The organism is Streptomyces sp. Ag109_O5-1 (genome assembly GCF_003814875.1).
In the GTDB taxonomy this organism is placed as follows: Bacteria; Actinomycetota; Actinomycetes; order Streptomycetales; family Streptomycetaceae; genus Streptomyces; species Streptomyces sasae.
Map to the genome: position 1 here is coordinate 10330896 of NZ_RKQF01000001.1, position 25530 is coordinate 10356425.

Genomic DNA, 25530 nt, shown 5'->3' on the forward strand with positions numbered 1-25530 from the left:
CGCCCGTGGCAGCGCCGGACTCGCGCAGCACCGACACCGGAAAGGTGCGGACCGTGTGCTCGTACTGCGGGGTCGGCTGCGGCATGGTCCTGGACATCGGCCCGGGCCCGGACGGCCGCCGTAGCGTCCTCAAGGCCTCCGGCGACAAGGAGCACCCGGCGAACTTCGGGCGGCTGTGCACCAAGGGCGCCACCACCGCCGACATGCTCTCCGCTCCCGGCCGTCTGACCACCGCCCTGCTGCGGCCCGAGCGGGGCGAGGAGGCCGTGCCCACTTCGGTGGACACGGCGGTCGCCGAGACCGCGCGGCGGCTGCGCGCCATTCTCGACGAGCACGGCCCGGACACGGTCGCCCTCTATGTCTCCGGCCAGATGAGCCTGGAGGCCCAGTACCTCGCGAACAAGCTCACCAAGGGCTATCTGCGCACCAACAACATCGAGTCGAACTCCCGGCTGTGCATGGCCAGCGCCGGCACCGGCTACAAGCTCTCCCTGGGTGCCGACGGCCCGCCCGGCTCGTACGAGGACCTCGACAAGGCGGACGTCTTCCTGGTCATCGGCGCCAACATGGCCGACTGCCACCCCATCCTCTTCCTGCGCCTGATGGACCGGGTGAAGGCGGGCGCGAAACTGATCGTCGTCGACCCGCGCCGTACCGCCACCGCCGCCAAGGCCGACCTCTTCCTCCAGGTCAGGCCCGGCACCGACCTCGCGCTGCTCAACGGCCTGCTCCACCTGCTGTACGAGAACGGGCATACCGATCCCGAGTTCGTCGCCGCGTACACCGAGGGCTGGGAGGCGATGCCGGAGTTCCTCGCCGACTACCCGCCCGCGACCGTCGCGGAGACCGCCGGCATCCCCGAGGCCGACCTGCGCGCGGCGGCCCGGCTGATCGGCGAGGCGGGGGAGTGGACCAGCTGCTGGACCATGGGCCTCAACCAGTCCACGCACGGCACCTGGAACACCAACGCGCTGATCAACCTGCACCTGGCCACCGGAAAGATCTGCCGTCCGGGCAGCGGCCCGTTCTCCCTCACCGGCCAGCCCAACGCCATGGGCGGCCGGGAGATGGGTTACATGGGACCCGGGCTGCCCGGCCAGCGGTCGGTCCTGGTCGACTCCGACCGAGCCTTCGCCGAGGAGGTGTGGGGACTGGAACCCGGCACGATCCGCGCCGACGGCGTCGGCAAGGGCACCGTCGAGATGTACCGGAAGATGGCCGACGGCGAGATCAAGGCCTGCTGGATCATCTGCACCAACCCGGTCGCCTCCGTCGGCAACCGCAAGACGGTCATCGAGGGCCTGGAGGCCGCCGAGTTCGTCGTGACCCAGGACGTCTTCACCGACACCGAGACCAACGCCTACGCCGACGTCGTCCTGCCCGCCGCCCTGTGGACCGAGACCGAGGGCGTCCTCATCAACAGCGAGCGCAACCTCACCCTCGCCCGCCCGGCCGCCGACCCGCCCGGCGAGGCCACCGCCGACTGGCGTCTGATCGCCGGGGTGGCCCGGGCGATGGGCTTCGAGGACGGCTTCTCCTACGACAGCGCGGAGGAGATCTTCGAGGAGATCAAGCGCTTCCACAACCCGCAGACCGGCTACGACCTGCGGGGCGTGACCTACGACCGGCTGCGCACCACCCCCGTCCAGTGGCCCGCCGCCACCGCCGACGGACCCGAACGCAACCCGGTCCGGTACGTGAACGCCGACGGGTCCCTCACCTTCGCCACCGCCTCCGGCCGTGCCGCCTTCCACGCCCGGCCGCACCTGGACCCCGCCGAGATGCCGGACGACGACTACCCCTTCGTCCTGAACACCGGGCGCCTCCAGCACCAGTGGCACACCCTGACCAAGACCGCGAAGGTCGCCAAACTGAACAAGCTCAACCCCGGCCCGTTCGTCGAGGTCCACCCCGAGGACGCGGCCGCGCTCGGCCTCGCCGACGGCGACTCCGTCGAGGTGGCCTCGCGACGCGGCCGGGCCGTGCTGCCCGCGGTCGTCACGGACCGGGTGCTGCCCGGGGCCTGCTTCGCGCCCTTCCACTGGAACGACCTGTTCGGCGAGTACCTCAGCGTCAACGCCGTGACCAGCGACGCGGTCGACCCCCTGTCCTTCCAGCCCGAGTTGAAGGTGTGCGCGGTGTCGCTGACCAGGGTGTCCACACCGGTGACCGTGCAGCCCCCGGGCGCCGAGGCGACCCCGGCCGCCGCCGTCGTGTCCCCTGCCGTCGTCGTGCCCGCTGCCGCCGTCGTCGCTCCCACCGCCGTGCTGGCGTCCGCCGCCTCCGTCTTCGGCCTCCGGCCCGCCCCGCCGCCGGTCCTGACCGAACGCGAACGGCAGTACCTCGTCGGCTTCCTGGCCGGCATCCCGGCCGGTGCCCCCGGTGTTCCCGTGCTGCCGCCGGACGCGCCCTTCAGCCCCGAGCACGCCCTGTGGGTCAACGGCACCCTCGCCGGTATGTACTCCCGGTCGGCGTCGGCCCCCGTGACGGCGCAGACGCCCGGCCGCCAAGTGGTCATCCTGTGGGCCTCGCAGACCGGCAACGCCGAGGACTTCGCCGCCGCCACCGCCGAGCGCCTCACCGCGGGCGGCCACGCGGCCTCCCTCGTCGCCATGGACGAGGCCGACCCGGCCGCCCTGCCCACCGGCGCCGACCTGCTGCTGATCACCAGCACCTTCGGCGACGGCGACGCCCCCGACAACGGCGCCGGCTTCTGGGACGGCCTCACGACCCTGGACACCGGGCGCCTGGCGGGCCGCCGGTTCGCCGTGCTGGCCTTCGGCGACTCCAGCTACGACGACTTCTGCGGACACGGACGGCGTCTGGACAGCCGTATGGACGAACTCGGCGCGGTCCGGCTCGCACCGCGCACCGACTGCGAACCGGACTACGAGACACAGGCGGAGGCCTGGCTGGACCAGGTGCTCATCGCTCTCAAGGACGAGCCCGCCCCCGCTCCCGCCGCCCTCCCGGCCCCCGCACCCGCCAGGTCCCGGCGGCCGGCCCCCGTCACCGCCCGGCTCGTGGGCAACCAGTTGCTCAGCCTGCCCGGTGCCGGCAAGGAGGTCCGCCGCTTCACCTTCGACACCCGCGACAGCGAGACCCCGCTGGTCTACGAGGCGGGCGACGCGCTCGGCGTACGACCGCTCAACTCCCGTGATCTGGTGGAAGAATGGCTGACAGTCACCGGAGTCGACGCCGCAACCGCCGTAGAGCTCAACGGAGTCGGTGAAGTCCCCTTCGCCGAGGCCCTGTTGCGGCACCTGGACATCACCCGGATCACCCCGGACCTGCTCCGGTTCGTCGCCGAACGCGCCCGTGACCCGCGCGAGCTGCGCAAACTGCTGCGCCCCGACAACAAGGACGAGCTCGCCAAGTGGTCCTGGGGGCGGCAGGCGGCCGACATCGCGGCCGAGTTCGGGATCCGCGCGCAGGCGGGGGAGTGGGCGGGGGTGCTGGGCAAGCTGCAGCCGCGCCTCTACTCCATTTCGTCCAGCCCGCTCACCGACCCCCACCAGGTCTCCCTCACCGTCTCGGTCGTCCGCTACGAGAACCTGCACGGCAAGCCCCGGCAGGGCGTCTGCTCCCCGTTCCTCGCCGACGCCGAGCCGGGCACCGAGGTCCCGGTGCACGTCCAGCGCTCCCCGCACTTCCGGCCGCCCGCCGACCCGGTCACCCCGATGGTGATGGTCGGCCCCGGCACCGGAGTGGCTCCGTTCGTCGGCTTCCTGGAGGAGCGCCGCGCCCGCGGCCACCGCGGCCCCAACTGGCTGTTCTTCGGCGAACAGCACCGGGCCACCGACTTCTACTACCAGGAGGAGCTCACCGCCCTGCTCTCCGACGGCACCCTGAGCCGCCTCGACACCGCCTTCTCCCGCGACCAGCGCGCCAAGGTCTACGTCCAGGACCGGATGCGCGAACACGGCCCGCTGCTGTGGTCCTGGCTCCAGGACGGTGCCCACTTCTACGTCTGCGGCGACGCCTCCCGCATGGCCAAGGACGTCGACAACGCCCTGAAGGACATCGCCACCCTGCACGGCGGACTGACCGAGGACGAGGCGAGGGCCTATGTGAAACAGCTGGCCACGGAGAAGCGTTACGTCCGGGACGTCTACTGATCCGTTGACCGGTTCCGCATCAGCTGCCGCATGGTGAGGGCAAGTTGCAGCCGGAACCGGCCCTGCGGGGTGCGCACCGGCCAGCCCAGCAGATGCTCCGCGTGCGTCAACCGGTCCTGGAGCGTGGAGTGATGGACGTTGACCTCGACGGCCGCCGCCCGCAGACTCGCCGTCGACGCGACCGCGTGCAGCGTGCGCAGCATCCAGGGCGCATCCGCCGCCGCGGCCTCCACGGCACGGACGTCCGGCGCCGGTTCGGCTCCGGGTACGACGAGACCGGCGAGCAGCGCGACACCGCCCAGATCGTCGCTGTGCACGACCGGCCGGCCGCCCGGCTCCTGCGCGCCGCCGTCGGAGCTGAACCGCAGCGCGGTGCGGGCCGCCGCCCAGGAGTCGGGGAGATCCGCGACGGCCACGGCCGGGCCCACACCGGCACGTTCCGCCGACGGCGCCGGACGTCCGTCGGCCGCGATCCCGCGCGGGCCGCCGCCGACGATGTGTTGCGGGCTGCCGCCCACGATCTGCTGCGCAGCGTCGGCCACGAGCCCACGCGGACCGTCCGCCACGCCCCGGGGCGGACCGTCGGTCACGGTGCGGGGCAGGCCGTCGGTCAGGATGCGGGGCAGGCCGTCCGCCACCGCCACCGCCCGGAACCGCGCCGCCGGGTCGGTGGTGTCCAGGCCGAGCCGGCGGGCCGCATACAGCCGGGCCGGTAGTGGGGCGTCGGCGTCCAGGACCGTCTCCACCAGCGCGGGATCGTCCACCGGCGGCGCCGGGGCCCGCCCCCGGGTGCGGTCGAGCACGGACCGTACGGCCGCCGAGGCCCGCTCCAGGATCACCGCGTCCACGACGCTCGGCCCGGCGTCCCCGGCCCGCTCCAGCCAGAGCGCGGGCGGCCCGCCCGGCACCAGCGGCGCGCAGGGCCAGCCGGGCTCGGGGGCGCCCTCGCTGTCCTTGCGGCGGCCGTCCGGTTCCACCCGCAGCCGGACCCGCCGTTCCTCGTCGGCAAGGCGCGCCGCACAGCCGGCGAGCACGGCGGCCCCGCGCACCAGCGCCTCCAGACCGGCCCGGGCCTCGGCCAGCCGGTCGAAGTAGGCGATGACCGCGACGGCGGCCCCGGCATCCGGGTCCACCGCGGCCAGCCGCCCCGCCAGCTCTTTCATACCGCCATGATGCGCCATCCGGCGGTACGCGGGGGAGGCAGGCAACCCATGCCGGCCCTCGTCCCTCATAGCTGTCAGGACACGGCTGTCGAGACACAGCTCTGACACAGGAACCGACCGACAGGAGCCCTCGCTTGGACCGCAACGAGCCCGTGCGGGACGCCGGACCGTCCCGCCGGAGATTCATGGTCTACACGGTGGCCGCGACCACCCTCACGGTCGCGGCCCCGCTCGGCTGCGACACCCAGCGGGCCGACGGCGCCACCCAGGCCTCCGACGTCCTGGTCACCGGCACCGACGACGAGATGCTGGTCCTGGAGGTCACGGCCGCCAACGAGGTCGTCGTACGGCTGCCCCGGGTCGAGGTCGGCCAGGGCATCACCACCGCCGTCGCCATGATGATCGCCGAGGAACTGGACGCCCGTCTCACCGACGTACGGATCCCGCTCGCCGACGCGCGCAGCAAGGGCAACCAGTACACCGGCGGGTCCAGTTCGGTCAGCTCCCTGTACGACCCCGCCCGGCAGCTCGCCGCCACCGCGCGCGCCCGCCTGGTGACCGCGGCCGCCCGCCGCTGGAGGCTCCCCGCGCACTCCCTGCGCACCTGGAACACCCGGGTCGTCGCCCCGGACGGCCGGATGGCCACCTTCGGCTCGCTCACCGCGAGCGCCGCCCGGATCCGGACCCCCGACGTGTCGAGCAAGCCCAAGCCGGCCGCCCGGCACAAGGTGATCGGGAAGCCGACGACCAGGATCGACGCCCGGGACATCGTCACCGGCGCCGCGAAGTACACGGGTGACCTGGCGGTGGCCGGGGCGAAGCCGACCGTGGTGGCCCGGCCGCCGACGCTGCGCGGCAGGCTGGTCTCCCTCGACGACACCGCGGCCCGCGCCCTGCCCGGCGTACAGGCGGTGGTGAGGATCCCCGGCGGAGTCGCGGTCGTGGCCGACACCTTCCACCACGCCTTCCAGGCCCGGGACGCGCTGAGGATCACCTGGGCTCCCGGCCCGCTGGCGCCCCTGTCCGACAAGGAGATCCGCTCCCGGCTGCGCGCCGCGGTACCCCGCCTCGGCACCCCACCCCACGGATCGGCGCAGATCGAGGGCGAGTTCGCGTTCGCCTTCGTCAGCCACGCCCCGATGGAGGTGCTGACCGCCATCGCCGACGTCCGCTCCGACCGGGCCGAGCTGTGGTTCTCCACGCAGACGCCGATGGACGCCCGCGACACCGTCGCCGACCTGCTCGGACTGGCGAAGTCGGCGGTACGGGTCCATGTGATGCGCGGTGGCGGCTCGTTCGGGCGGCGGCTTGAGTTCGACGCGGCGATCGAGGCGGCGCTCATCTCCAAGGCGGCCCGCAAACCCGTGAAGTTGATGTGGAGCCGCAACGACGACACCCGGCACGGCAGGATGCGCCCCGCGAGCCACCACCGGATCCGGGCCAGCGTCGCGGGCGGCCGTGTCGTGGCGTTCCAGCACATGACGGCCTCGGTCGGGGAGTCGTCCGACAAGGCCGGCCTGACCGCGCAGACCGGCGGGGTACGGCCGTTGCCCAGCGACAGCGGGCTGTACAACTTCGGCCGCGTGGGCGGCGATTCCGGCGGCATCGAGCTGCCGATCCCGCTCGGCGCCTGGCGCTCGGTGGACTCCGGGACGAGCCGCACGGCGGAGGAGATCGTCGTCGACGAGGTGGCACGCGGCCTGCACCAGGACCCGGTCGCGTTCCGCCGCACCACCCTGCGCAGCAAGGCGGTGAAGGCCGTACTCGCCAAGGCGGCCGCCGCCGGGCACTGGGGCCGCCCCATGCCCTCCGGTACGGCCCAGGGCGTGGCCGTCCACGAGGAGTACGGATCCGCCGTCGCCTGCCTCGCCGAGATCGACGCCACCGACCCGAAGAACCCCCGGGTCACCAAGGTCGTGATGGCCGCAGACGTCGGTACGGCCGTCAACCCGCGCGGCCTGGAGGCACAGCTCATGGGCACGGCCGTCGACGGCATCTCCACGGTGCTGCGGGCCGGGCTGCACATCGACCGGGGCGCGGTGCGCGAGGGCAGCTTCGCCGACTTCCACTACGCCCGCCAGCGGCACGCGCCACTGGAGTTCGAGGCGCACATCGTCCCTTCGGGCCGGGAGCCGGGCGGCGCCGGCGAACTCGGCGTTCCCGCGGCGGCGGGCGCGGTCGCCAACGCCTACGCCCGCGCCACCGGCACCAAGCCCCGAAGCTTCCCCCTCGACTTCTGACCCACCGCCTCCCGACTCCCAGAAGGCACCGATGCGTTCGTACTCCTTCGTCCTCAACGGCAAACGGGTCACCGTCGAGGCCCCCGCCGACATGCCCCTCCTCTGGGTCCTGCGCGACCTGCTCGGCGTCACAGGACCCAAGTACGGCTGCGGGGTGGGCGTCTGCCGCGCCTGCACCAGCCACCTCGACGGCGAGGAGATCCAGCCGTGCACGGTCCCGGTCGCCGACTGCGCGGACCGCACGGTCACCACCATCGAGGGCCTGGCCGACGGCGACACTCTGCACCCCGTCCAACAGGCCTGGCTGGACTGCGACGTGGCCCAGTGCGGCTTCTGCCAGCCCGGCCAGATCATGGCGGCCGCCGCCCTTCTCGAACGCACCCCGCACCCGACGGACGCCGACATCGACCGCATCGAGAACGTCTGCCGCTGCGGCACCTACTCCAGGATCAGAGAGGCGATCAAGAAGGCGTCGGCGAACGGGGGTTGAGAGCGGGACGGCAGCCTCAGCCCTCAGCCCGCCAGCAGCCGCCGCAGCCAGTCCACATGGGCCGCCCTCGCCGACTGGGACAGGGCCGCCTGCGGGGCGAAGCCGTCGAAGCCGTGGAAACCGCCCGGCCAGACGTGGAGTTCGGCGATGCCGCCGGACTGCCAGATGCGGGAGGCGTAGGTGACCGTCTCGTCGCGGAAGGTCTCGGCGGAGCCCACGTCGAGGAAGGCCGGGGGGAGGTTCGTGAGGTCGGTGGCACGGGCCGGGGCCGCGTAGGGGGAGACGTCGGGGCCACCCCGGGCCGCGCCGAGGAGGGCGGTCCAGCCGGTCTCGTTGGCCGTGCGGTCCCAGACGCCGAGGCCCTTCATCTGGTGGCCGGAGGGGGTGTCGTTGCGGTCGTCCAGCATCGGGCAGAGCAGCATCTGGCCGATGACCGACGGACCCTGACGGTCCCTCAGGAGAAGGGCCAGGGCCGCGGTGAGGCCGCCGCCCGCGCTGGCGCCGGCGATCACGATCCGGTCCGGGTCGCCGCCGATCTCCTTCGCGTGTTCCGCCGTCCACAGCAGCCCGGCGTACACGTCCTCGACCGGCGCCGGATGAGGATGCTCGGGCGCCAGCCGGTACTCCACCGACACCACCACCGCACCGAGTTCCCTCGCCCAGGCCAGCGGGACGTCCATGCCCACCCGGTTGTTGCCGATCACCATGCCGCCGCCGTGCACGTGGTAGATCACCGGGAGCGGGCCGGCGGCGGCCGGGGCGACCGGGCGGCAGATCAGGAGGGAGATCTCGGGCGAGCCCGCGGGGCCGGGCACGGTGCGGTCCGCCACCTCGAACGTCCCGTCCATCGTGAGGTCCAGCTCTGCGAGCAGGCGGATCCCCTCGCCCTGCCGGATCGTGGCGATGTCCTCCATCGTCATCGCCGGCGAGATCACGTCCTTGATCAGCTCCAGGGCGGCGGAGAGTTCGGGGTCGAACGGGGGTGGTACGGAGGTCATGGCTGCTCCTCGCGGCGGGGTACGGCGGCTCGTACAGCCATGATCCGCGCGACCGCGCGTGCACCGGGGCCGCCGGACGGCGGAAGCTCCCCGCCATCCGGCGGGTGCGGGTCCGGAAGCCGCTGGGCGGCTTGACTTCGAGCGCGCTTCAAGATCTAGCGTCGGAAGGGCAGACGACGATCCCGGCGGAACGGAGAACGGCCATGCGTGTGGGCGTGCACATCAACCGGTTCAACCACCCCGGCGGCGGACCCGCCCTCGGTGCCGAGCTCGCCGCCGCCGGTGCCGCGGCCGAGGCGGCGGGCGTCAGCTGGGTCTCGGTGATGGACCACTACTTCCAGATGGAGTTCAACGGCGGCGCCGAGGACCCCATGCTGGAGGCCTACACCACCCTCGGCTACCTCGCCGGCCGTACCTCCACGGTGCGGCTCGGCGCCCTGGTGACCGGCGTGACATACCGCCATCCCGGGCTCCTCGCCAAGATCGCCACCACCCTCGACGTGGTGTCCGGTGGCCGGGCCACGCTCGGCATCGGTGCCGCCTGGTACGACCGTGAGCACCACGGTCTCGGTGTGCCGTACCCGCCGCTCGCCGAGCGCTTCGAGCGGCTGGAGGAGACGCTCCGGATCTGTCTGCAGATGTGGGACCCGGAGGACAACGGGCCCTTCGAGGGCAAGCACTACAAGCTCGCCGAGACGCTGTGCGTGCCGGCGCCGGTCAGCGCGCCGCATCCCGAGATCATGATCGGCGGCGGCGGGGAGAAGAAGACCCTGCGGCTCGTCGCCCAGTACGCGGACGCCTGCAACCTCGTCCCCAATTCCCCGGAGGAACTGCGGCACAAGCTCGAAGTGCTGCGCGGTCACTGCGACACCGTCGGACGTGACTACGACACCATCCGCAAGACCATCGCGTACGGCGCAGAGCCGGCCACCGCGGGCGACCTGGACGCCTTCACCCGGGACATCGAGGGTTACGCGAAGCTCGGCGTGGACACCGTCATCCTCGCGCCGCGCCTGGGCGAGACCTCTGGGTGGATGGAGAGCTTCGCGGCCCCGGCCGTGGAGCGGCTCGCCGCGATCGACTGACCGACGGCATGACAAAAGGGGCCGGGGTCTCCGGCCCCTTTCAGGCGGTGCCTCAGGCGGCGACGCCCACGTTGCCGTGCAGACGGGCGACGACCTCGGCCAGGTCGGCGGCGACCTCGGCGTCGTCGGACGGGTGGGTCTCGGCGAAGCGGACCACGGAGCCGGCGATGGAGAGCTTGACGTCCTCCAGCACCTTGCCGCCGGCGATGCCCACGGCCTTGCGGGTCTCGTCCTGCGCCCACACGCCGCCGAACTGGCCGAACGCGGTGCCGACGACGGCGACCGGCTTGCCGCCGAAGGCGCCGGCGCCGTACGGGCGGGACAGCCAGTCGATGGCGTTCTTCAGGACGGCCGGGATCGTGCCGTTGTACTCGGGGGAGAAGAGCAGGAACGCGTCGGCGGCCTGGGCGGCCTCACGCAGCTTCGCGGCGGCGGCCGGGACGCTGCCCTCGACGTCGATGTCCTCGTTGTAGAACGGGATGTCGGCGAGGCCCTCGAAGATGACGACCTCGGCACCCTCGGGGGCGAGCTTGACGGCCGCCTCGGCGAGCTGGCGGTTGTGCGAACCGGCGCGAAGGCTGCCGACGAGCGCAAGGATGCGGACAGACATGGGGAACTCCAGAGGGGGGCTGTTAACACTGCCGTTGCAAACCGGACCGAGGTCCGGATGAATTTCTAACACCTTAAACGGACCGCGGTCCAGTTCTGTTCCCGATGCTTTACGCTGTCTTCATGTCCAGCGCCCTGCCGCCCTTCCCGCAGCCCCAGGAGCCCTTCGGCACCCCTCAGTTGCTGGAGGTGGGCCCCGGCCCGGAAGAGCCGTGCCTGCGCGCCGACGCGGCCCGCAACCGCGCCCGGCTGCTGGAGGCCGCCACCCGGCTGATCGCCGAGCACGGGGTGGAAGGGGTCACGATGGAGGCGGTGGCGGCCGCGGCCGAAGTGGGCAAGGGCACCGTCTTCCGTCGCTTCGGCGACCGCACCGGCCTGCTGACCGCGCTCCTCGACCACTCGTCCCGGCAGCTCCAGGCCGACTTCCTCGGCGGGCCGCCCCCGCTGGGCCCCGGCGCCCCGCCGGTCGACCGGCTGCGGGCGTTCGGCATCGCCGTGCTGTACCGCACGGCCGAGCAGCTGGACCTGCGGCTGGCCGCCCAGCCGGAGCCGAACCGGCGCTACTCCCACCCCTCGGTCCAGGCGCTGCGCACCCATCTCACGGTGCTGCTGCGGCAGATCCAGCCGGACGCGGACTGCGAACTGCTCGCCCAGACGATGCTGGCCTATCTCGACCCCGCCCAGATCCACCATCTGACCCAGCAGTGCGGGATGCCGATGGAGCGCCTGGAGGCCGGCTGGGTCGACCTGGTCGCCCGTGTCACTCGGACGGAGCCGCCCCGCTGATCTCTCCCCGGTGGCCGGCGAACATGTCGACCAGCCCCTGTGGGGCGTCGGCGCGGAACAGCATGGCGCCGCCCTCCGTGGACTCCGCCGCGGCGGACTCCGCGCGCGGGAACATCGTCGCCTCGTAGGCGGCCAGCGCGGCCTCCGGATCACCGGGCCGCGCCACGAGCGCGAGGCCCAGGTCGGCGGCGTCGATGAGGGCCAGGTTGGCGCCTTCACCCGCGAACGGCGACATCAGATGGGCCGCGTCACCGAGCAGTGTGACCCCGGGCACCCGGTCCCAGCGGTGGCCGACCGGCAGGGCGTGGATCCTCCGGGGGACCAGCGCGCCGTCGGCGTCCGCGACCAGCGCCCGCAGGCTCTTGTCCCAGCCGTCGAAGTGCTCCAGCACGGCCCCCTTGGCCGCCTCGGCGTCGGTGAAGTCGATTCCGTCCAGCCACTCCTCGGGCGCCTCCACCGCCGCGTACACATGCAGGCTGCCGTCGCTCTCGCGGTGGGCGAGGAAGCCCCGGCCCGCGCCCAGCGCGAACAGCATGCCGCCGCCGACCACTTCGGCGCTCACCGGATGCCGTACGTCCGCGTCCCGCAGGTCCGCCTCCGCGAACGACACCCCGCAGTACGCGGGCCGGGCGTCCGAGACCAGGCGCCGCACCCGTGACCAGGCGCCGTCCGCGCCGACCAGCAGGTCGGTCGTGAAGCTGCCGCCGTCCTCCAGGGTCACCTCGTGCCGGCCGGCGCCGAGCGGACGGGCATCGGCGACCTTCGCCCCCCAGCGGATCAGGCTCTCGGGCAGTGAGTCGAGCAGCACCCGGCGCAGATCGCCCCGGTCGATCTCCGGGCGTCCGCCGCTGCCGTCGTCGGACTCCGCGAACCGGACGCCGGCGTCCCGGTCCAGCACCCGCACCGCCTGGCCGCCGCTGTGGACCCGCGCCAGGAACTCGTCGTACAGCCCGGCCGCGCCCAGCGCCGCCTGACCGGACTCCTCGTGGATGTCGAGCATGCCGCCCTGGGTGCGGGCGGCGGGGGAGGCGTCGAGGTCGAAGACGGCCGCCTCGATGCCGTGGACATGGAGCACCCGGGCGAGCGTGAGCCCGCCCAGACCGGCACCGATGATCGCGATGGGGAAGTGGGGAGTGGACATGATGGTCTCCTGGGCGTGCGGATCTGGATGTGTGGATCCAGGCGTGTGGATCTAGGCGTGTGAATCGGGTACGGCGGTGTGCTCGATGCCGCTGATCAGCGCCTGGAACGCCCAGGACGCGCGGGCCTCGGGAGCGCCCGCCAGGAGCAGCCCGGAGGCGGCGGCGATGTGCGGGTGCGTGTGCTCGGACACCTCGCCGAGGGCCCGGCCGAGCGAGTTCCAGTCCTCCTGGGACCCGCCGCCCGCGTGCTCGGCGGCGGTCGCGGTGGCGCGTTGCAGCAGCAGGTCGACGCCCCAGGCGGCGCGATCTCGCGGCACCCCGCCCTCGTAGAGCAGACCCAGCAGGGTCTCGATCAGGTTCAGGTAGTGCGGGCCGCTGGGCCAGGTGGTGAGCGCGGAGCGGGCCAGGCTCGGGTACTCCAGGAGCATCCGGGTGTAGCCGATGAGTACCCGCTCCAGCCGCTCCCGCCAGTCGCCCTCCGTGGGGACCGGGCCGACCGTGCCGAGCAGCTCGTCCAGGACCGCCGCGTGCAGTTCGTCGGTGTTGCGGACGTAGACGTACAGCGAGGCCGGGCCCGTGTCGAGTTCCTGGGCCAGGCGCCGCATGGTGACCTTCTGCAGACCCTCGGCGCGCAGGACCTCCAGGGCGGCGGCGACGATGCCCTCCCTGGTCAGGGCGGGCTTGGCGGGGCGCTCCCGGCGGGAGCGTGGGGTGGTGGGCATGACTCCACATTAACAAACACGTTCGTTGCGAACAAGGTCGTCACGAACATGTTCGTTCGATGCCATGGTGGACCCAATTCGTCCAACCGTGAACCATCTTGCCCCGGCGGTCCCCCCTCCCCGGCCTTCTGCCAAGATGCGGTACGTCATGGTGCAGATACCGAAACCGCCCTCGGCGGCGTCGCCGACACCGCGCTCGATCCCCACGAGCGCCGATGTGGCCCGTCTGGCCGGCGTCTCCCGCGCGACCGTCTCCTACGTCCTCAACAACACCAGCGCCGTACGGATCAGTGAGCCCACCCGCCGCCGCGTCCACCAGGCCGCGAAGGAGCTCGGATACGTCCCCCACGCGGCCGCCCGCAGCCTGCGCGCCGGACACAGCCGGATGGTCCTGATGTCCGCCCCCGCCATCCCGGTGGGCCTGCTGTACGCGCAGTTCCTCAACGACCTCCAGTGGGCCCTCAGCCGCCTCGACTACACGGTCGTCCAGTACGGCACCGCGGGCCTGCGCGGCGACGAAGCCGCCCGTGCCTGGGCCGAGTTGAGGCCCGTCGCCGTGCTGGTACCCGGCGCCGAGCTCGGTCCCGAGGGTGTCGCCGTCCTCAAGCGGGCCGGAGCCCGCGCCGTCGTCACCTTCGGCCCCGAGCGGGTGGAGGGCGCCCATGCCCTGCTGATGGACCACGACGCCGTCGGCCACTGCGCGGGCGCCCATCTCCACGCCCGCGGCCGGCGCCGGATCGGCGTGGTCGTGCCCGAGGGGTCCGGCCTGGAGACCTACTCCCGGCCCCGCCTCGAAGGCGTCCGCCAGGCCCTGCGCGGCACCGACGCCACCGTGACCGAGCTGCCGCTCGCCCCCACGGAGGAGTCCGCGGCCGAACTCGCGGCGCGCTGGCGGACGTTGGAGGTCGACGCGGTGTTCGCCTACAACGACGAGTACGCGATGCTGTTAATGCGCGCGCTCCAGGACGAGGGGGTGCGCATCCCCGAGGACATCGCCGTGGTCGGCGCCGACGACCTGATGCTCGGCCGGCTGCTGCGGCCCCGGCTCTCCACCATCCACATTGACCTGCCGTCCGGCCGCGACCTCGCCGAACTGGTCGACCGCGTGGTGCGCGACCCCGGCTGCGAGCCGGAGACGCACAAGGTGCTGGGCGCCTCGGTGGTGCAGCGCGACTCCAGTTGATCGGTCACCCTGGTCGGGGGAGGTGCTTTTCCGGCCCCCCTGGCTAGGATGTTGCGCGCTCAACCAAACGGCTCATGGGTGCGTCGTGGGCCGCGTAACCCTGGTGATCGATCGGAGAGCCGTCATGCCGCTGCTCGACCCGAAGAACTGGCAGGACCCGAAGATTTCGCAGACCGGGCCCCTGTCCGGCCCCCGGTACGCCGTCACCGAGCCCGCCACCGGCGACACGCTCGGCTCCGTCACCCTCGCCGCCCCCGCGGATGTCTCCCCGGCCGCCGCGGCCGCCCGCGCGGCACAGCGCGACTGGGCCCGGACACCCCACTTCGCCCGGGCCCAAGTCCTGCGCAGGGCAGGCGACTTGTTCACGGAGCACGCCGACGAACTGCGCGAGTGGATCGTTCGCGAGTCCGGCTCCATACCCGGCAAGGCGGACTTCGAACTGCACGTCGCCGCCCAGGAGTGCTACGAGGCCGCCGCCCTCGCCTCCCGCCCGGCCGGCCAGGTCCTGCCCAGTGAGGCGCCCCGGCTGTCGTACACCCGCCGGGTCCCGGTCGGTGTCGTCGGCGTGATCGCGCCGTTCAACGCCCCGCTGATCCTGTCCATACGCTCGGTCGCGCCCGCCCTCGCCCTGGGCAACGGGGTCGTCCTGAAGCCGGATCCGCGCACTGCCGTCTGCGGCGGGCTCTCCCTGACCGCGGTGTTCGCCGAGGCCGGGCTGCCCGAGGGGCTGCTGCACGTACTGCCCGGCGGCGCGGACGTGGGAGCCGCCCTGGTCGAGGACCCGCAGGTGCCGGTCATCTCCTTCACCGGTTCGACGGCGGCCGGCCGCGCCGTCGGTGAGGCCGCGGGACGCCATCTGAAGCGGGCCCATCTCGAACTCGGCGGCAACTCCGCCCTGATCGTCCTGGAGGACGCCGACCTCGACGCGGTGATCTCCACGGCCGCCTGGGGATCCTTCTTCCACCAGGGCCAGATCTGCATGACCACCGGACGGCACCTGGTCCACCACTCCCTGGCGGCGGAGTACGCCGAACGCCTCGCCGCCAAGGCCGACTCGCTCGCCGTCGGCGACCCGTTCCGCGAGCAGGTCCACCTCGGCCCGATCATCGACGCCGGCCAACTCGCCAAGATCCACGGCCTGGTGGAGTCGAGCACGGCCCAAGGCGCCCGGCTCGCCGCCGGCGGCACCCACGAGGACCTCTTCTACCGGCCCACGGTCCTGACCGGCGTCGACGACCGCACCCCCGCCTACGCGGAGGAGGTGTTCGGACCGGTCGCGCCGGTCCGCGCCTTCGCCGACGCGGACGAGGCCGCCGCCCTCGCGGCCGACAGCTCCTACGGTCTCTCCCTCGGCATCGTGACCCGCGACACGGCACGCGCACTCGACCTCGCAGAACGCATCCCGACCGGCATCGTCCACGTCAACGACCAGACCGTGAACGACGAGGCCGTGGCCCCCTTCGGCGGAGTCGCCGCCTCCGGCACCGGGGCCCGGTTCGGCGGCGAGTCCAACCTGGAGGCGTTCACCGACGTGCGCTGGACGACCGTACGCGGGGACGCGGCGCAGTACCCCTTCTGAGCTCCGCCAAAAGGGGTCACTCGCCCTGGGGGCTGCCCTGCTGCTCGGCGATGCTCTTGCGGACCTCGTCCATGTCCAGCTTGCGGGCCTGGCCGATGACGTCCGTCAGGGCCGCCTCCGGCAGGGCGCCCGGCTGGGCGAACACGGCGACCTGGTCGCGGACGATCATCAGGGTCGGGATCGACTGGATGCCGAAGGCCTGGGCCAGCTCCGGCTGGGCCTCGGTGTCCACCTTGCCGAACACCAGGTCCGGGTTGTCCTGCGCGGCCTTCTCGTAGACCGGGGCGAACATACGGCACGGGCCGCACCAGGACGCCCAGAAGTCGATGAGGACGAACTCGTTCTCGGTGACCGTCTGGTCGAAGTTCTCCTTGGTGAGCTCCACGGTGCTGCTCATGCGTGCTTCCCTCTTCCTGGTGTGGGGGCGTCCCGGTGCGGGGCCGAACCGCTCCCGACAACATGTCCGACCGGGCAGGTATTCCGCCCCCATACCCGTGTGGCCCGAGCGCACACCACCCGCAAGACTGGCCCCATGACGGAAACGGAATCCATCGCTTACGACGTCGTGGTGCTCGGGGCCGGGCCCGTGGGGGAGAACGTGGCCGACCGCACCCGTGCGGCCGGTCTCACCACCGCGGTAGTGGAGAGCGAGCTCGTCGGCGGCGAGTGCTCGTACTGGGCGTGCATGCCCAGCAAGGCTCTGCTGCGCCCGGTCATCGCCCAGGCGGACGCACGCCGCCTGCCCGGTCTGAGCCAGGCGGTCCAGGGCCCGCTCGACACCCCCGCGGTCCTCGCCCGCCGGAACTACTTCACCTCGAACTGGAAGGACGACGGCCAGGTCACCTGGCTGGACGGCATCCACGCCGACCTCTACCGCGGCCACGGCCGCCTCGCCGGACCCCGTACGGTCACCGTGACCGGCCCCGACGGCACCCTGACCACCCTCACCGCCCGGCACGCGGTCGCCGTGTCCACCGGCACCCGCGCCCAGCTGCCCGACCTGCCGGGACTCGCCGAGGTCAAGCCCTGGACCAGCCGCGAGGCCACCAGCGCCCAGGAGGCACCCGGTCGGCTCATTGTCGTCGGCGGCGGTGTCGTCGCGACCGAGATGGCCACCGCCTGGCAGGCCCTCGGCTCCCGGGTCACCCTCCTGGTCCGCGGCAAGGGCCTGCTCAACCGTATGGAGCCGTTCGCCGGCGAACTCGTCGCCGAGGCGCTCACGGAGGCCGGCGTCGACGTCCGTACCGGCACGTCCGTCCGGTCGGTGACCCGCGAGAACGGCACCGTCGTGGCCGTGACCGACCGCGGCGACCGGATCGAGGCCGACGAGATCCTCTTCGCCACGGGGCGCGTCCCGCACACCGACGACATCGGCCTCGGCACGGTCGATCTGGAACCGGGCTCCTGGCTGTCGGTCGACGACACCCTCCTGGTCGAGGGCACCGACTGGCTCTACGCCGTCGGGGACGTCAACCACCGGGCCCTCCTCACCCACCAGGGCAAGTACCAGGCCCGGATCGCGGGCGCCGCGATCGCCGCGCGCGCGGCCGGCACGCCGCTTCTGGACGCGCCGTGGGGTGCGCATGCGGCCACCGCAGACCGTCACGCCGTACCGCAGGTCATCTTCACCGACCCCGAGGCGGCGGCCGTCGGGCTCTCCCTCGCGGAGGCCGAGCAGGCCGGCCACCGGGTGCGGGCCGTCGACGTCGAGTTCTCGTCGGTCGCCGGAGCGGGGCTGTACGCCGACGGATACAAGGGCCGCGCCCGCATGGTCGTCGACCTGGACTCGGAGACCCTGCGGGGGGTCACCTTCGTCGGCCCCGGTGTCGGCGAGCTGATCCACTCGGCGACGATCGCGGTCGCCGGGGCGGTACCGGTCAGCCGGTTGTGGCATGCGGTGCCGTCCTATCCGACGTTGAGCGAGGTGTGGCTGCGGCTGCTCGAGGCGTACCGGGGATAGGTGCGGTGGGGCGCGTGGGTTGTGTGCGGCGCCGTTGTGGCTGGTCGCGCTCACGCGGCGGAGCCGCATATCGATACAGCCCCGCGCCCCTGACGGGGCGTTGTTGCTCAGGTCAGTTCGAAGCCCAGCTCCGCTGCCGCTGTCGCGGGCGTCGGCTCGGTCCAGCGGCGGGCCATCGCCTCGTTGGACGACAGTGACCGCAGCTCCGCCCGGTCCAGGTACAGCATGCCGTCGAGGTGGTCGGTCTCGTGCTGGACGATTCGGGCCGGCCAGCCCGTGAACAACTCGTCGACCGCGTGGCCGTGTTCGTCCTGGCCGCGCAGGCGGACCTCGGCGTGCCGGGCCACCACCGCCTGCCAGCCCGGCACGCTCAGGCAGCCCTCGAAGAAGGCGGCGCGGGCGGGGCCGACGGGCTCGTAGGCCGGGTTGACCAGTACCCGGAAGGGCTGCGGGACCCGGCCGCGGGCCACCGCCACCTCCTCCGGTACCGGTGCCGGATCCTCGATGACCGCGATCCGGAGCGGGACGCCCACCTGGGGCGCGGCCAGGCCCACGCCGGGTGCCGCGTGCATGGTGATGCGCAGCGCCTCGATGAAGCGGGCCAGCAGCTCGGGGCCCAACTGGCCGTCGTACGGCTCGGTTCCGCGGCGCAGGACCGGGTCGCCGGCCGCGACGATGGGCAACGGGCCGTCGGCGGCGAGGAGTTCCTCGACCCGCTCGACAAAGGGTGCGCGATCGCTGGGTGATGCCATTGCGCCAGCATCCCATGACGGCGAGTGTGACGCGGGTCACTTTGACTGTCGGGAACTCGGTCCCCGCCCCCTCCGACTACTGGACCGTCACCGCTCAGCCACGAGTCCCCGGAGAACCCCGCCGATGGCCACCACCCCCTCGACCTCCCCCGATCTCGGTTCCGCTCGATCGGGGGGACCCCCATCGGACGAGGCCCCGCAGCCCACCGTCCCGGCCGCGCCCCCGAGCCGCTGGGCCCCGCTGCGCCCCCTCGTCCTGCGCCTGCACTTCTACGCCGGCGTCCTGGTTGCCCCCTTCCTGCTGGTCGCCGCCGTCACCGGCCTGCTGTACGCCCTCTCCTTCCAGGCCGAGAAGCTCATGTACGCCCATGAGCTGACTGTCCCGGTGGGCAAGACCGAGCTGCCGGTCTCCGAGCAGGTCGCCGCGGCCCGCAAGGCCCACCCCGAGGGGAACGTCTCCGCGATACGGCCCGCTCCGGAGGCGGACGCGACCACCAGAGTGCTGCTGTCGGGGGTGAAGGGCGTCGACCCGGACCACACCCTCGCCGTGTTCGTCGACCCGTACACCGGCAAGGTGCTCGGCGCGCTCGAACAGTACGGCTCCACCGGTGCGCTGCCGCTGCGCACCTGGATCGACGAGCTCCACCGCGATCTCCACCTCGGCGACACCGGCCGGCTCTACAGCGAGTTCGCGGCCAGCTGGCTGTGGGTGATCTCGGGCGGCGGCCTGGTGCTGTGGTTCTCGCGGCGGCGCGCTCTGCGCAAGGTGCGCGGCACCAACGGGCGGCGGCGCACGCTCGGCCTGCACGGCAGCGTCGGCGTGTGGGCCGCCGCCGGGTTCATCTTCCTGTCGGCGACCGGTCTGACCTGGTCCACCTACGCCGGTGCCAACATCGACGAACTGCGCACCTCCCTCGGCCAGGCCACCCCGTCCGTGTCGGCGGCCGCGAGCGGCGGCGAGCACGCGGGCCACGACATGGCGTCCATGACCGGTGGTGCCGCCGAACACGGGGTCGGCCTGGACAAGGTGCTGGCCGCCGCCCGCGCCGAGGGACTGGGCGACCCCGTCGAGATCGTCCCGCCCGCCGACGCGAACAGCACGTACGTCGTCAAGCAGGTCCAGCGCAGCTGGCCCGAGAAGCAGGACGCCGTCGCCGTCGACCCGGCCACCGGCAAGGTGACCGACGTGCTGCGGTTCGCCGACTATCCGGTCCTCGCCAAACTCACCCGCTGGGGCATCGACCTGCACACCGGCATCCTCTTCGGCATCGTCAACCAGCTCGCCCTGGCCCTGCTCGCGCTCTCCCTGATCCTGCTGATCCTGTGGGGCTACCGCATGTGGTGGCAGCGCGGCCGCGGCTCCGCCTTCGGCCGGCCGATCCCGCGCGGGGCCTGGGCGGAGGTCCAGCCGTACCTCCTGGTCCCGGCGATGGCGCTGATCGCGGTGCTGGGCTACTTCGTGCCGCTGCTCGGGATCCCCCTGGCCGCCTTCCTCGCCGTCGACATCGTGCTCGGCGAGATCGCGCACCGGCAGGGACGGCGGACGTACGGGGGCCGGGCCGGCGTGAAGTAGCGTGGTGAGACACGCAGACGGGCGTGTCACGACACGCCTACGCCGGAGGGAGACGGGACCATGGCGCGGGTCCGGCGCGGGCAGGGGGAGCTGGAGGGGCAGGTGCTCGGCGCGCTGAGCGAGGCCGACGGTCCCGTCAGCGCCGCCTGGGTGCAGCAGCGGCTCGGCGACGACCTCGCCTACACCACCGTGGTGACCATCCTGACCCGGCTGCTCGCCAAGGACGTCGTCGCCCGCGAGCGGCAGGGTCGCTCCTTCCTGTGGACACCGACCGCCGATGTGGCCCGGCTCGCCGCCCTGCGGATGCGCCGGCTCCTCGACGGCGAGCGGGACCGGGAGGCCGTCCTGGCGAGCTTCGTGACCGCTCTGCCGCCTGGTGACGAGCGGGTGCTGCGGGCCCTGCTGGAGGACGCGGAGCCGGGGCCGGCCAACACCCGGAACACCTCGCCCGCGGACCGGAGCGGTACACAGTGCTGAGGGCCCCTGGAAAAGACCAGGGGCCCTCAGCGACCGTCGCTCACTCTTCGGGGAAGTCTCCCGCCAGCGCCGAGGCGATCCGCAGATGAGACTCGGCCTCCTCGTGCCGGGCCTGCCGCTGGAGCGTGCGGCCCAGCATCAGCCGGGCGTAGTGCTCCACCGGGTCGCGCTTGACGATCTCGCGCAACTCAGCCTCGGCGCGCTGCAGTTGGGCCGAGTGGTAGTAGGAACGCGCCAGCAGCAGCCGGGGTCCGGTCTGCTCCGGCACCTCCTCGACCAGCCCGGCGAGCACCCGCGCGGCGCCCGCGTAGTCCTTGGCGTCGAAGAACAGCTGAGCACGGTCCCAGCGCTCGGCGGCGGTTCCCTGCTCGTAGTACATCGTGTCCACTCGTGACCTCCTTCGGGGCCGTCAACAGAGCGGTGTAGTTGAATATTCCACTACTCTCTGAGGGGTGCCGGGATGCGCTCCAGGACCCCGCCCGCGAACACGTCGTACAGCGGCAGTGTCTCCAGGTGGACATAGCCGATATGGCAGTCGCAGCTGGTCAGCGGGCAGGCGCGGGGGCGCAGGGCGGCGCGGTAGGAGCCGTCGTACAGGTTGCCGAGCGGGGCGGGGACGAAGTGGCAGCGGCGGACCGTGCCCTCGCCGTCCACGGAGACGACCGACTCACCGGTCCGGCAGGGCAGCCCCGCGCTGGCGTGCGGATGGCGGCTGTACGGGAAGAGCGGGTCGAGTGCCGTCCACAGGGCGGCCTCCGGATCGGTGTAGGCATGGCCCTCGGCCGCGTTGACCCAGAGGTAGACGTGCTCGGGCAGGTCCGCGCGCAGCCGGCGGGCCGCCTCCAGGTGCTCGGGGAGGCCGACGATCCCCACGCTGAACCGGACACCCTGGTCGGCGAGGTCGCGGCACTTGCCGAGGAACCGGTCGTAGGGGGTCTGGCCCGGGTGGTACGTGCACCACAGGGCGAGCGTGGCCGGATCGGCGTCCGCCAGCCAGTCGGTGCGGCAGCTGAGGTTGGTCTGGATCGCCACCCGCCGGATGTGCGGGAGACGGGACAGCTCGGCGAGGGTGCGCCGGTACCAGGAGCGGACCAGGCCCTCGCCCCACGGTGTGAACAGGATCGAGAGGCGGTCCTCCGTCTGATCGGCCGCCCAGTCCGCGAAGCGGGTCAACGCGGCGCGGTCCGCGCGGAGCTGGTCCGCCGTGTCGCGCCGCTTGGCGAACGGGCAGTACGGGCAGTCGTAGTCGCAGGAGGCGAGTGGGCCCCGGTAGAGCAGGGTCAGGTCCATGGCCGGGTGGTCACTTCCGCTCGTAGCCGGCCATGGCGGCCCGGACCGCGGGGGAGAAGAGGACGGGACCGATCGCGTCGGAGTGGGCGAGCCCCTCGGGGGTGAGCCGGAGGAGGGTTCCGTCGTCGGCCAGCCAGCCGCGGTCGGCGAATCGGCCGAGCTCCGGGCCGAAGTGGTCGGCCGGGGCGGCATCGAAGCGGGACCGGTAGTCGTCGTGGCGCAGACCCTCCGCCTGGAGCAGGGACTGCAGAAGATGCCGGCGCCGCGCCTCGTCGGCGTCGATACGGCGGCCGATCTCGGCGTACCCGAAGTCCCCGGCGGGGCGGGAGACGTAGTCGTCGATGATGCCGCGTATCTCGTGCATGGCCACGGCGTAGTCGAACGAGTAGTGCAGCCCCGAGGTGTACGACCGGGCACCACAGCCCAGTCCGATCATGCCGTCGGTCTGGCAGGCGTAGTCGTCGGCCCCCTGCGGCGGGGCGTCGGCGCGACGGAACATGCGCATGGACTGCTGGGTGTAGCCGTGGGCGAGAAGGTGGTCGCGACCGGTCCGGTAGAGGTGCAGCCGCTGGGCGTCCCAGGCCGGGTCGGGGTCCGCGGCGGCGCGGCGGCCGAGTCCGGTCAGGGGGCGGACATAGAGCGGGTAGAGGTACAGCTCCTCGGGGTGCCAGGCGAGGGCCGCGTCCAGGGAGCGCAGCCAGGTCTGCTCCGTCTGGCCGTCGATGCCGTAGATCAGGTCGATGTTGAGCACCGGGATGCCCGCCTCACGGATCCGGGCCAGGGCGGCCTCCACGTCCGCGCGGTGCTGCGGGCGTACGGCCGCCCGCGCCTCGGAGTCGACGAAGCTCTGCACACCGAGGCTGAGCCGGGTGGCGCCGCGCTCGGCGAGGACGGTGAGCCGGTCGGCGGTCGCGGTGGCGGGCGAGGCCTCCACCGAGAGGGGGATGGCGCGTAGGTCGGCGCCCATCCGCTGCTCGGCGACGTCGCAGAGCCGGGTCAGTTCGGCGGCGGTGAGGAAGGTGGGGGTGCCGCCGCCGAAGGCCGCGGTGGCGAACCGTACGTCGTCCGTGTGCCCGAGGGCCTCCCGCACGGCGGTCGCCTGGCGCTCCAGGGCGTCCAGGTAGGCGCCGGTCAGGTCGTCGGGGGCGCCGATGCGGGTGAAGAGGTTGCAGAAGCCGCAGCGGACCTCGCAGAACGGGATGTGGAGATAGAGGGAGAGGGCGTTCTTCGGCTCGGCGGCCCACAGGTCGCCGAGCGCGGGGCGGTCGGGCAGCCGGCGATAGGCGGTCTTGTGGGGGTAGGCGTAGACATAGCTCTGGTAGGGGCTTGCCGCGGTCGCGGTGGTCATCGGGCGGCCTCCGCCGGGTCCAGGAAGAAGTGGGCGTACGGCACGGTCCACACGGACTCGTGGCCGAGGCGGTGGCCGGTGTAGCCGTCGTCGCCGTAGGCGGTGCCGTGGTCGGAGCAGACGATCGCGAAGCAGCGGCGCCTGCTGCTCGCGGCGGCGAACAGACGGCCGATGTGCCGGTCCACATACTCCAGCGCGGCGGCATGGGTGGCCCGGCTGTCGCCCGCCTCACGGGTCGCGCCCGGCAGATGGAACCAGTTGGGCTGGTGCAGGGCGGAGACGTTGACGAAGAGGAACAGTCGCTGTTCGTGAGGGAGTTCGCGCACGATCTGCTCGGCGCGGGCCACCTGGTTCTCGAAGGAGTGGGGCGAGGTGACGCCGAACTCCTGCTCCCAGTGCGCCTCGTCGAACATCCCGGGCAGGACGGAGCCCAGCGGGCCCCGCTTGTTGAAGAAGCCGACGCCGCCGATGCACACGGTGCGGTAGCCGGCCTCGGCCAGACCTGAGACCAGGTCCGGGGTGTCGTAGACGAAGGTGCCGGTGGCCGTGGTCTCGCTGCCCGCGAAGCTGGCCGCGAACAGACGGGGGTGCGGGCCGGGGGCGGCCGGGGTCGGCAGGAAGCCCGCGAAGATCGCCTGGTGGGAGGCGTAGGTGAAGCTGCCCGGGGCGTGCCGCTTCTCCCAGCCGCCGCCGGGGAGATGACGGGCGAGGTGGGGCAGACGGCCCTCGGCGGCAAGTTCCACGGCGACGTCGTGGCGCAGGGTGTCGAGGGTGACGAGGAGCAGGTCGTGGCTGCCGACCACCTCGTTCATGTCCGGCTCGTTCATGTCCGGCTCAGCGGCCGGGGCGGGCGAGGGCATGCGGGGTTCCTTCTGGGTACTGGAGAGCAAAGTGGTGCAGGGCGGCGCGGACTTGGGCGGCATAGGTGTCCAGACCCTCCGCACCGCTGCCGGGCAGGCCGGTGAGGCGGGGCAGCAGGTCGCCGAAGGCGTTCACCTCGCCGACGGCCGCCCGGCGCCAGTCGACGGCCGGGAGCAGGTCGACGCCGACGCACAGGGTGCGCGGGAAGCAGGCGGCGGCCCGCTCGCACACGCCGAGCACGTCGGACCAGAGGGCCCCGGCCGCTTCGACCGCCTGCCGGGCCGCGTCCAGGTCCCCCCGGCTGCCGCCGAGGTGCAGGTTGGTCAGCGGGGAGCGGCTGGTGCGGACGACCGCATGCGTGGCCCGGCCGCCGACCACGACGACCCGCAGATCGGCGGCCCGTCCCTGCTGGGCGGCCTTCGGCAGCCAGCGCTCCAGGTGCAGCCCGTCCGGCGCGAGCGCGTCGACGATCGCCGCGATCTCCGGCTCCCGGTCGTAGCGGCGTACCTTGAGGGAGTTGTGCAGCGTGCCGTCGGCCGCGCGCTCCACCGAGGTGGTCGCCCGGATCCGGCCGCCGCCCGCCGACTCCACCGCGAGCACGCCGGACGCGGACGAGCCGTGCGCGGGCTTGACGAAGAGCCGGGGCATCCGGTGCTCCCGCATCAGCGCCCGCACGTCGTCCCAGCCGCGCACCGGCGCCGCTCCGGGACCCGAGGTGGGCGAGGCCGGCACCGGTATCCCGGCGGCGTCCAGGACGGCGTGGCAGCGGCGCTTGTCGAAGAGCACGGCGAGGTCGTCCGGGTCGTCGAGGCGCAGGCCGCCGCGCAGGGTGCCGAGCGCGGCGACGAACCCGGCGTACCAGCGGGCCGAGCCCGCCACCCGGGTCGGCTCGCTCTCGCCGCGCAGCAGCAGGTCGACCTCCGCGTCCTCCCCGGGCGAGTCGATCCGGACGATCTCCCCGGCGTCGAACCCGGCCCCGCCGTCGCGCAGTACGTCCCGCCAGGCGACCACCCGGGGCCCGGGAAGCCCGGCGGCCCGGACCGCGTCCGCGAAGAGGGTGACGCGACGGTTCCCGGGGTTGCCGACGACCGCGAACCGCGCGCTTGCCGCAGACATCGACGCACGACGGTCGCCGGAGCCCATGGGTACGTCCG

The 25530-nt window shown here is 72.9% G+C and carries 22 protein-coding genes; 10 read left to right on the plus strand and 12 right to left on the minus strand.

The window, feature by feature from the left end:
• Positions 1-5: 5 nt before the first annotated feature.
• Positions 6-4118 (plus strand): bifunctional nitrate reductase/sulfite reductase flavoprotein subunit alpha, encoded by a 4113-nt coding sequence (locus EDD90_RS47050; RefSeq protein WP_260328532.1) that lies wholly within the window; start codon positions 6-8, stop codon positions 4116-4118.
• Here the strand turns inward: EDD90_RS47050 and EDD90_RS47055 are convergent.
• Entirely contained in the window at positions 4112-5281 is a 1170-nt protein-coding gene (locus EDD90_RS47055; RefSeq protein ID WP_123979155.1) for a helix-turn-helix domain-containing protein, read from the minus strand. The two genes, EDD90_RS47050 and EDD90_RS47055, sit on opposite strands and share 7 nt — an antisense overlap.
• Before the next feature lie 185 nt (positions 5282-5466).
• Between EDD90_RS47055 and EDD90_RS47060 the strand changes: the two genes are divergently transcribed.
• Both EDD90_RS47060 and EDD90_RS47065 read left to right on the plus strand, forming a co-directional pair.
• Positions 5467-7521, plus strand: coding sequence for a molybdopterin cofactor-binding domain-containing protein (locus EDD90_RS47060; RefSeq protein ID WP_123982356.1), 2055 nt, complete (start codon positions 5467-5469; stop codon positions 7519-7521).
• Between the two features lie 31 nt (positions 7522-7552).
• The gene (locus EDD90_RS47065; protein ID WP_123979156.1) at positions 7553-8011 is read left to right on the plus strand and encodes a (2Fe-2S)-binding protein; all 459 of its coding nucleotides are present in this window, start codon (positions 7553-7555) and stop codon (positions 8009-8011) included.
• 23 nt (positions 8012-8034) lie between these two features.
• Here the strand turns inward: EDD90_RS47065 and EDD90_RS47070 are convergent, their stop codons facing one another.
• On the minus strand, positions 8035-9009 hold the full coding sequence (locus tag EDD90_RS47070; RefSeq protein ID WP_123979157.1) for an alpha/beta hydrolase: 975 nt from the start codon (positions 9007-9009) through the stop codon (positions 8035-8037).
• A gap of 203 nt (positions 9010-9212) precedes the next feature.
• Between EDD90_RS47070 and EDD90_RS47075 the strand changes: the two genes are divergently transcribed.
• A complete protein-coding gene (locus tag EDD90_RS47075; protein ID WP_123979158.1) occupies positions 9213-10094 on the plus strand; it encodes an LLM class F420-dependent oxidoreductase in 882 nt (293 codons plus the stop codon).
• A gap of 52 nt (positions 10095-10146) precedes the next feature.
• On the opposite strand, the gene EDD90_RS47080 is transcribed toward EDD90_RS47075, so the two are convergent.
• Positions 10147-10704 (minus strand): NAD(P)H-dependent oxidoreductase, encoded by a 558-nt coding sequence (locus EDD90_RS47080; RefSeq protein WP_123979159.1) that lies wholly within the window; start codon positions 10702-10704, stop codon positions 10147-10149.
• A 104-nt stretch (positions 10705-10808) separates the two neighbouring features.
• Here EDD90_RS47080 and EDD90_RS47085 point away from each other — a divergent pair, with 104 nt between their 5' ends.
• A complete protein-coding gene (locus EDD90_RS47085; RefSeq protein WP_185149469.1) occupies positions 10809-11489 on the plus strand; it encodes a TetR/AcrR family transcriptional regulator in 681 nt (226 codons plus the stop codon).
• On the opposite strand, the gene EDD90_RS47090 is transcribed toward EDD90_RS47085, so the two are convergent.
• Both EDD90_RS47090 and EDD90_RS47095 read right to left on the minus strand, forming a co-directional pair.
• Entirely contained in the window at positions 11464-12630 is a 1167-nt protein-coding gene (locus tag EDD90_RS47090) for an NAD(P)/FAD-dependent oxidoreductase (protein WP_123979160.1), read from the minus strand. The two genes, EDD90_RS47085 and EDD90_RS47090, sit on opposite strands and share 26 nt — an antisense overlap.
• Positions 12631-12681: 51 nt before the next feature.
• Positions 12682-13353, minus strand: a complete 672-nt coding sequence (locus EDD90_RS47095; protein ID WP_123979161.1) for a TetR/AcrR family transcriptional regulator — start codon at positions 13351-13353, stop codon at positions 12682-12684.
• A 136-nt stretch (positions 13354-13489) separates the two neighbouring features.
• Here EDD90_RS47095 and EDD90_RS47100 point away from each other — a divergent pair, with 136 nt between their 5' ends.
• Positions 13490-14536 carry a LacI family DNA-binding transcriptional regulator gene (locus EDD90_RS47100; RefSeq protein ID WP_123979162.1) on the plus strand — a complete coding sequence of 349 codons (1047 nt, stop codon included), beginning with the start codon at positions 13490-13492 and terminating at the stop codon, positions 14534-14536.
• Between the two features lie 124 nt (positions 14537-14660).
• A complete protein-coding gene (locus EDD90_RS47105; protein ID WP_123982360.1) occupies positions 14661-16115 on the plus strand; it encodes an aldehyde dehydrogenase family protein in 1455 nt (484 codons plus the stop codon).
• Between the two features lie 16 nt (positions 16116-16131).
• Here the strand turns inward: EDD90_RS47105 and trxA are convergent, their stop codons facing one another.
• Complete coding sequence (gene trxA / locus EDD90_RS47110; protein WP_123979163.1) at positions 16132-16512, minus strand: thioredoxin; 381 nt, start codon at positions 16510-16512, stop codon at positions 16132-16134.
• Between the two features lie 135 nt (positions 16513-16647).
• Here trxA and EDD90_RS47115 point away from each other — a divergent pair, with 135 nt between their 5' ends.
• Positions 16648-18075 (plus strand): NAD(P)/FAD-dependent oxidoreductase, encoded by a 1428-nt coding sequence (locus tag EDD90_RS47115; protein WP_123979164.1) that lies wholly within the window; start codon positions 16648-16650, stop codon positions 18073-18075.
• 107 nt (positions 18076-18182) lie between these two features.
• Here EDD90_RS47115 and EDD90_RS47120 read toward each other — a convergent pair whose 3' ends face one another.
• Complete coding sequence (locus EDD90_RS47120) at positions 18183-18827, minus strand: peptide deformylase (protein ID WP_123979165.1); 645 nt, start codon at positions 18825-18827, stop codon at positions 18183-18185.
• 124 nt (positions 18828-18951) lie between these two features.
• Between EDD90_RS47120 and EDD90_RS47125 the strand changes: the two genes are divergently transcribed.
• Positions 18952-20400, plus strand: a complete 1449-nt coding sequence (locus tag EDD90_RS47125; RefSeq protein ID WP_123979166.1) for a PepSY domain-containing protein — start codon at positions 18952-18954, stop codon at positions 20398-20400.
• A 60-nt stretch (positions 20401-20460) separates the two neighbouring features.
• On the plus strand, positions 20461-20877 hold the full coding sequence (locus tag EDD90_RS47130; protein ID WP_123979167.1) for a BlaI/MecI/CopY family transcriptional regulator: 417 nt from the start codon (positions 20461-20463) through the stop codon (positions 20875-20877).
• A 40-nt stretch (positions 20878-20917) separates the two neighbouring features.
• Here the strand turns inward: EDD90_RS47130 and EDD90_RS47135 are convergent, their stop codons facing one another.
• Genes EDD90_RS47135 through EDD90_RS47155 form a run of 5 tightly spaced genes read right to left on the minus strand, consistent with a single transcriptional unit; the run spans position 20918 to position 25492 of the window.
• A complete protein-coding gene (locus EDD90_RS47135) occupies positions 20918-21265 on the minus strand; it encodes a tetratricopeptide repeat protein (protein ID WP_123979168.1) in 348 nt (115 codons plus the stop codon).
• Between the two features lie 50 nt (positions 21266-21315).
• A complete protein-coding gene (locus EDD90_RS47140) occupies positions 21316-22167 on the minus strand; it encodes an STM4011 family radical SAM protein (protein WP_123979169.1) in 852 nt (283 codons plus the stop codon).
• 10 nt (positions 22168-22177) lie between these two features.
• Entirely contained in the window at positions 22178-23515 is a 1338-nt protein-coding gene (locus EDD90_RS47145; RefSeq protein WP_123979170.1) for an STM4012 family radical SAM protein, read from the minus strand.
• Complete coding sequence (locus tag EDD90_RS47150; protein ID WP_185149669.1) at positions 23512-24327, minus strand: STM4013/SEN3800 family hydrolase; 816 nt, start codon at positions 24325-24327, stop codon at positions 23512-23514. Before EDD90_RS47150 ends, EDD90_RS47145 begins: the two co-directional genes overlap by 4 nt.
• Positions 24328-24349: 22 nt before the next feature.
• Positions 24350-25492: an STM4014 family protein gene (locus tag EDD90_RS47155; RefSeq protein WP_123979171.1), complete on the minus strand. Its 1143-nt coding sequence runs from the start codon at positions 25490-25492 to the stop codon at positions 24350-24352.
• Positions 25493-25530 lie beyond the last annotated feature (38 nt).

Excerpts from the sequence above, each read along its gene's own strand:
- EDD90_RS47055 (WP_123979155.1), bottom strand. The coding sequence starts at position 5,281 with ATGAAAGAGCTGGCGGGGCGGCTGGCCGCGGTGGACCCGGATGCCGGG.
- EDD90_RS47060 (WP_123982356.1), top strand. The coding sequence starts at position 5,467 with ATGGTCTACACGGTGGCCGCGACCACCCTCACGGTCGCGGCCCCGCTC.
- EDD90_RS47065 (WP_123979156.1), top strand. The coding sequence starts at position 7,553 with ATGCGTTCGTACTCCTTCGTCCTCAACGGCAAACGGGTCACCGTCGAG.
- EDD90_RS47070 (WP_123979157.1), bottom strand. The coding sequence starts at position 9,009 with ATGACCTCCGTACCACCCCCGTTCGACCCCGAACTCTCCGCCGCCCTG.
- EDD90_RS47075 (WP_123979158.1), top strand. The coding sequence starts at position 9,213 with ATGCGTGTGGGCGTGCACATCAACCGGTTCAACCACCCCGGCGGCGGA.
- EDD90_RS47080 (WP_123979159.1), bottom strand. The coding sequence starts at position 10,704 with ATGTCTGTCCGCATCCTTGCGCTCGTCGGCAGCCTTCGCGCCGGTTCG.
- EDD90_RS47085 (WP_185149469.1), top strand. The coding sequence starts at position 10,809 with ATGCTTTACGCTGTCTTCATGTCCAGCGCCCTGCCGCCCTTCCCGCAG.
- EDD90_RS47090 (WP_123979160.1), bottom strand. The coding sequence starts at position 12,630 with ATGTCCACTCCCCACTTCCCCATCGCGATCATCGGTGCCGGTCTGGGC.
- EDD90_RS47095 (WP_123979161.1), bottom strand. The coding sequence starts at position 13,353 with ATGCCCACCACCCCACGCTCCCGCCGGGAGCGCCCCGCCAAGCCCGCC.
- EDD90_RS47100 (WP_123979162.1), top strand. The coding sequence starts at position 13,490 with ATGCGGTACGTCATGGTGCAGATACCGAAACCGCCCTCGGCGGCGTCG.
- EDD90_RS47105 (WP_123982360.1), top strand. The coding sequence starts at position 14,661 with ATGCCGCTGCTCGACCCGAAGAACTGGCAGGACCCGAAGATTTCGCAG.
- trxA (WP_123979163.1), bottom strand. The coding sequence starts at position 16,512 with ATGAGCAGCACCGTGGAGCTCACCAAGGAGAACTTCGACCAGACGGTC.
- EDD90_RS47115 (WP_123979164.1), top strand. The coding sequence starts at position 16,648 with ATGACGGAAACGGAATCCATCGCTTACGACGTCGTGGTGCTCGGGGCC.
- EDD90_RS47120 (WP_123979165.1), bottom strand. The coding sequence starts at position 18,827 with ATGGCATCACCCAGCGATCGCGCACCCTTTGTCGAGCGGGTCGAGGAA.
- EDD90_RS47125 (WP_123979166.1), top strand. The coding sequence starts at position 18,952 with ATGGCCACCACCCCCTCGACCTCCCCCGATCTCGGTTCCGCTCGATCG.
- EDD90_RS47130 (WP_123979167.1), top strand. The coding sequence starts at position 20,461 with ATGGCGCGGGTCCGGCGCGGGCAGGGGGAGCTGGAGGGGCAGGTGCTC.
- EDD90_RS47140 (WP_123979169.1), bottom strand. The coding sequence starts at position 22,167 with ATGGACCTGACCCTGCTCTACCGGGGCCCACTCGCCTCCTGCGACTAC.
- EDD90_RS47145 (WP_123979170.1), bottom strand. The coding sequence starts at position 23,515 with ATGACCACCGCGACCGCGGCAAGCCCCTACCAGAGCTATGTCTACGCC.
- EDD90_RS47150 (WP_185149669.1), bottom strand. The coding sequence starts at position 24,327 with ATGAACGAGGTGGTCGGCAGCCACGACCTGCTCCTCGTCACCCTCGAC.
- EDD90_RS47155 (WP_123979171.1), bottom strand. The coding sequence starts at position 25,492 with ATGTCTGCGGCAAGCGCGCGGTTCGCGGTCGTCGGCAACCCCGGGAAC.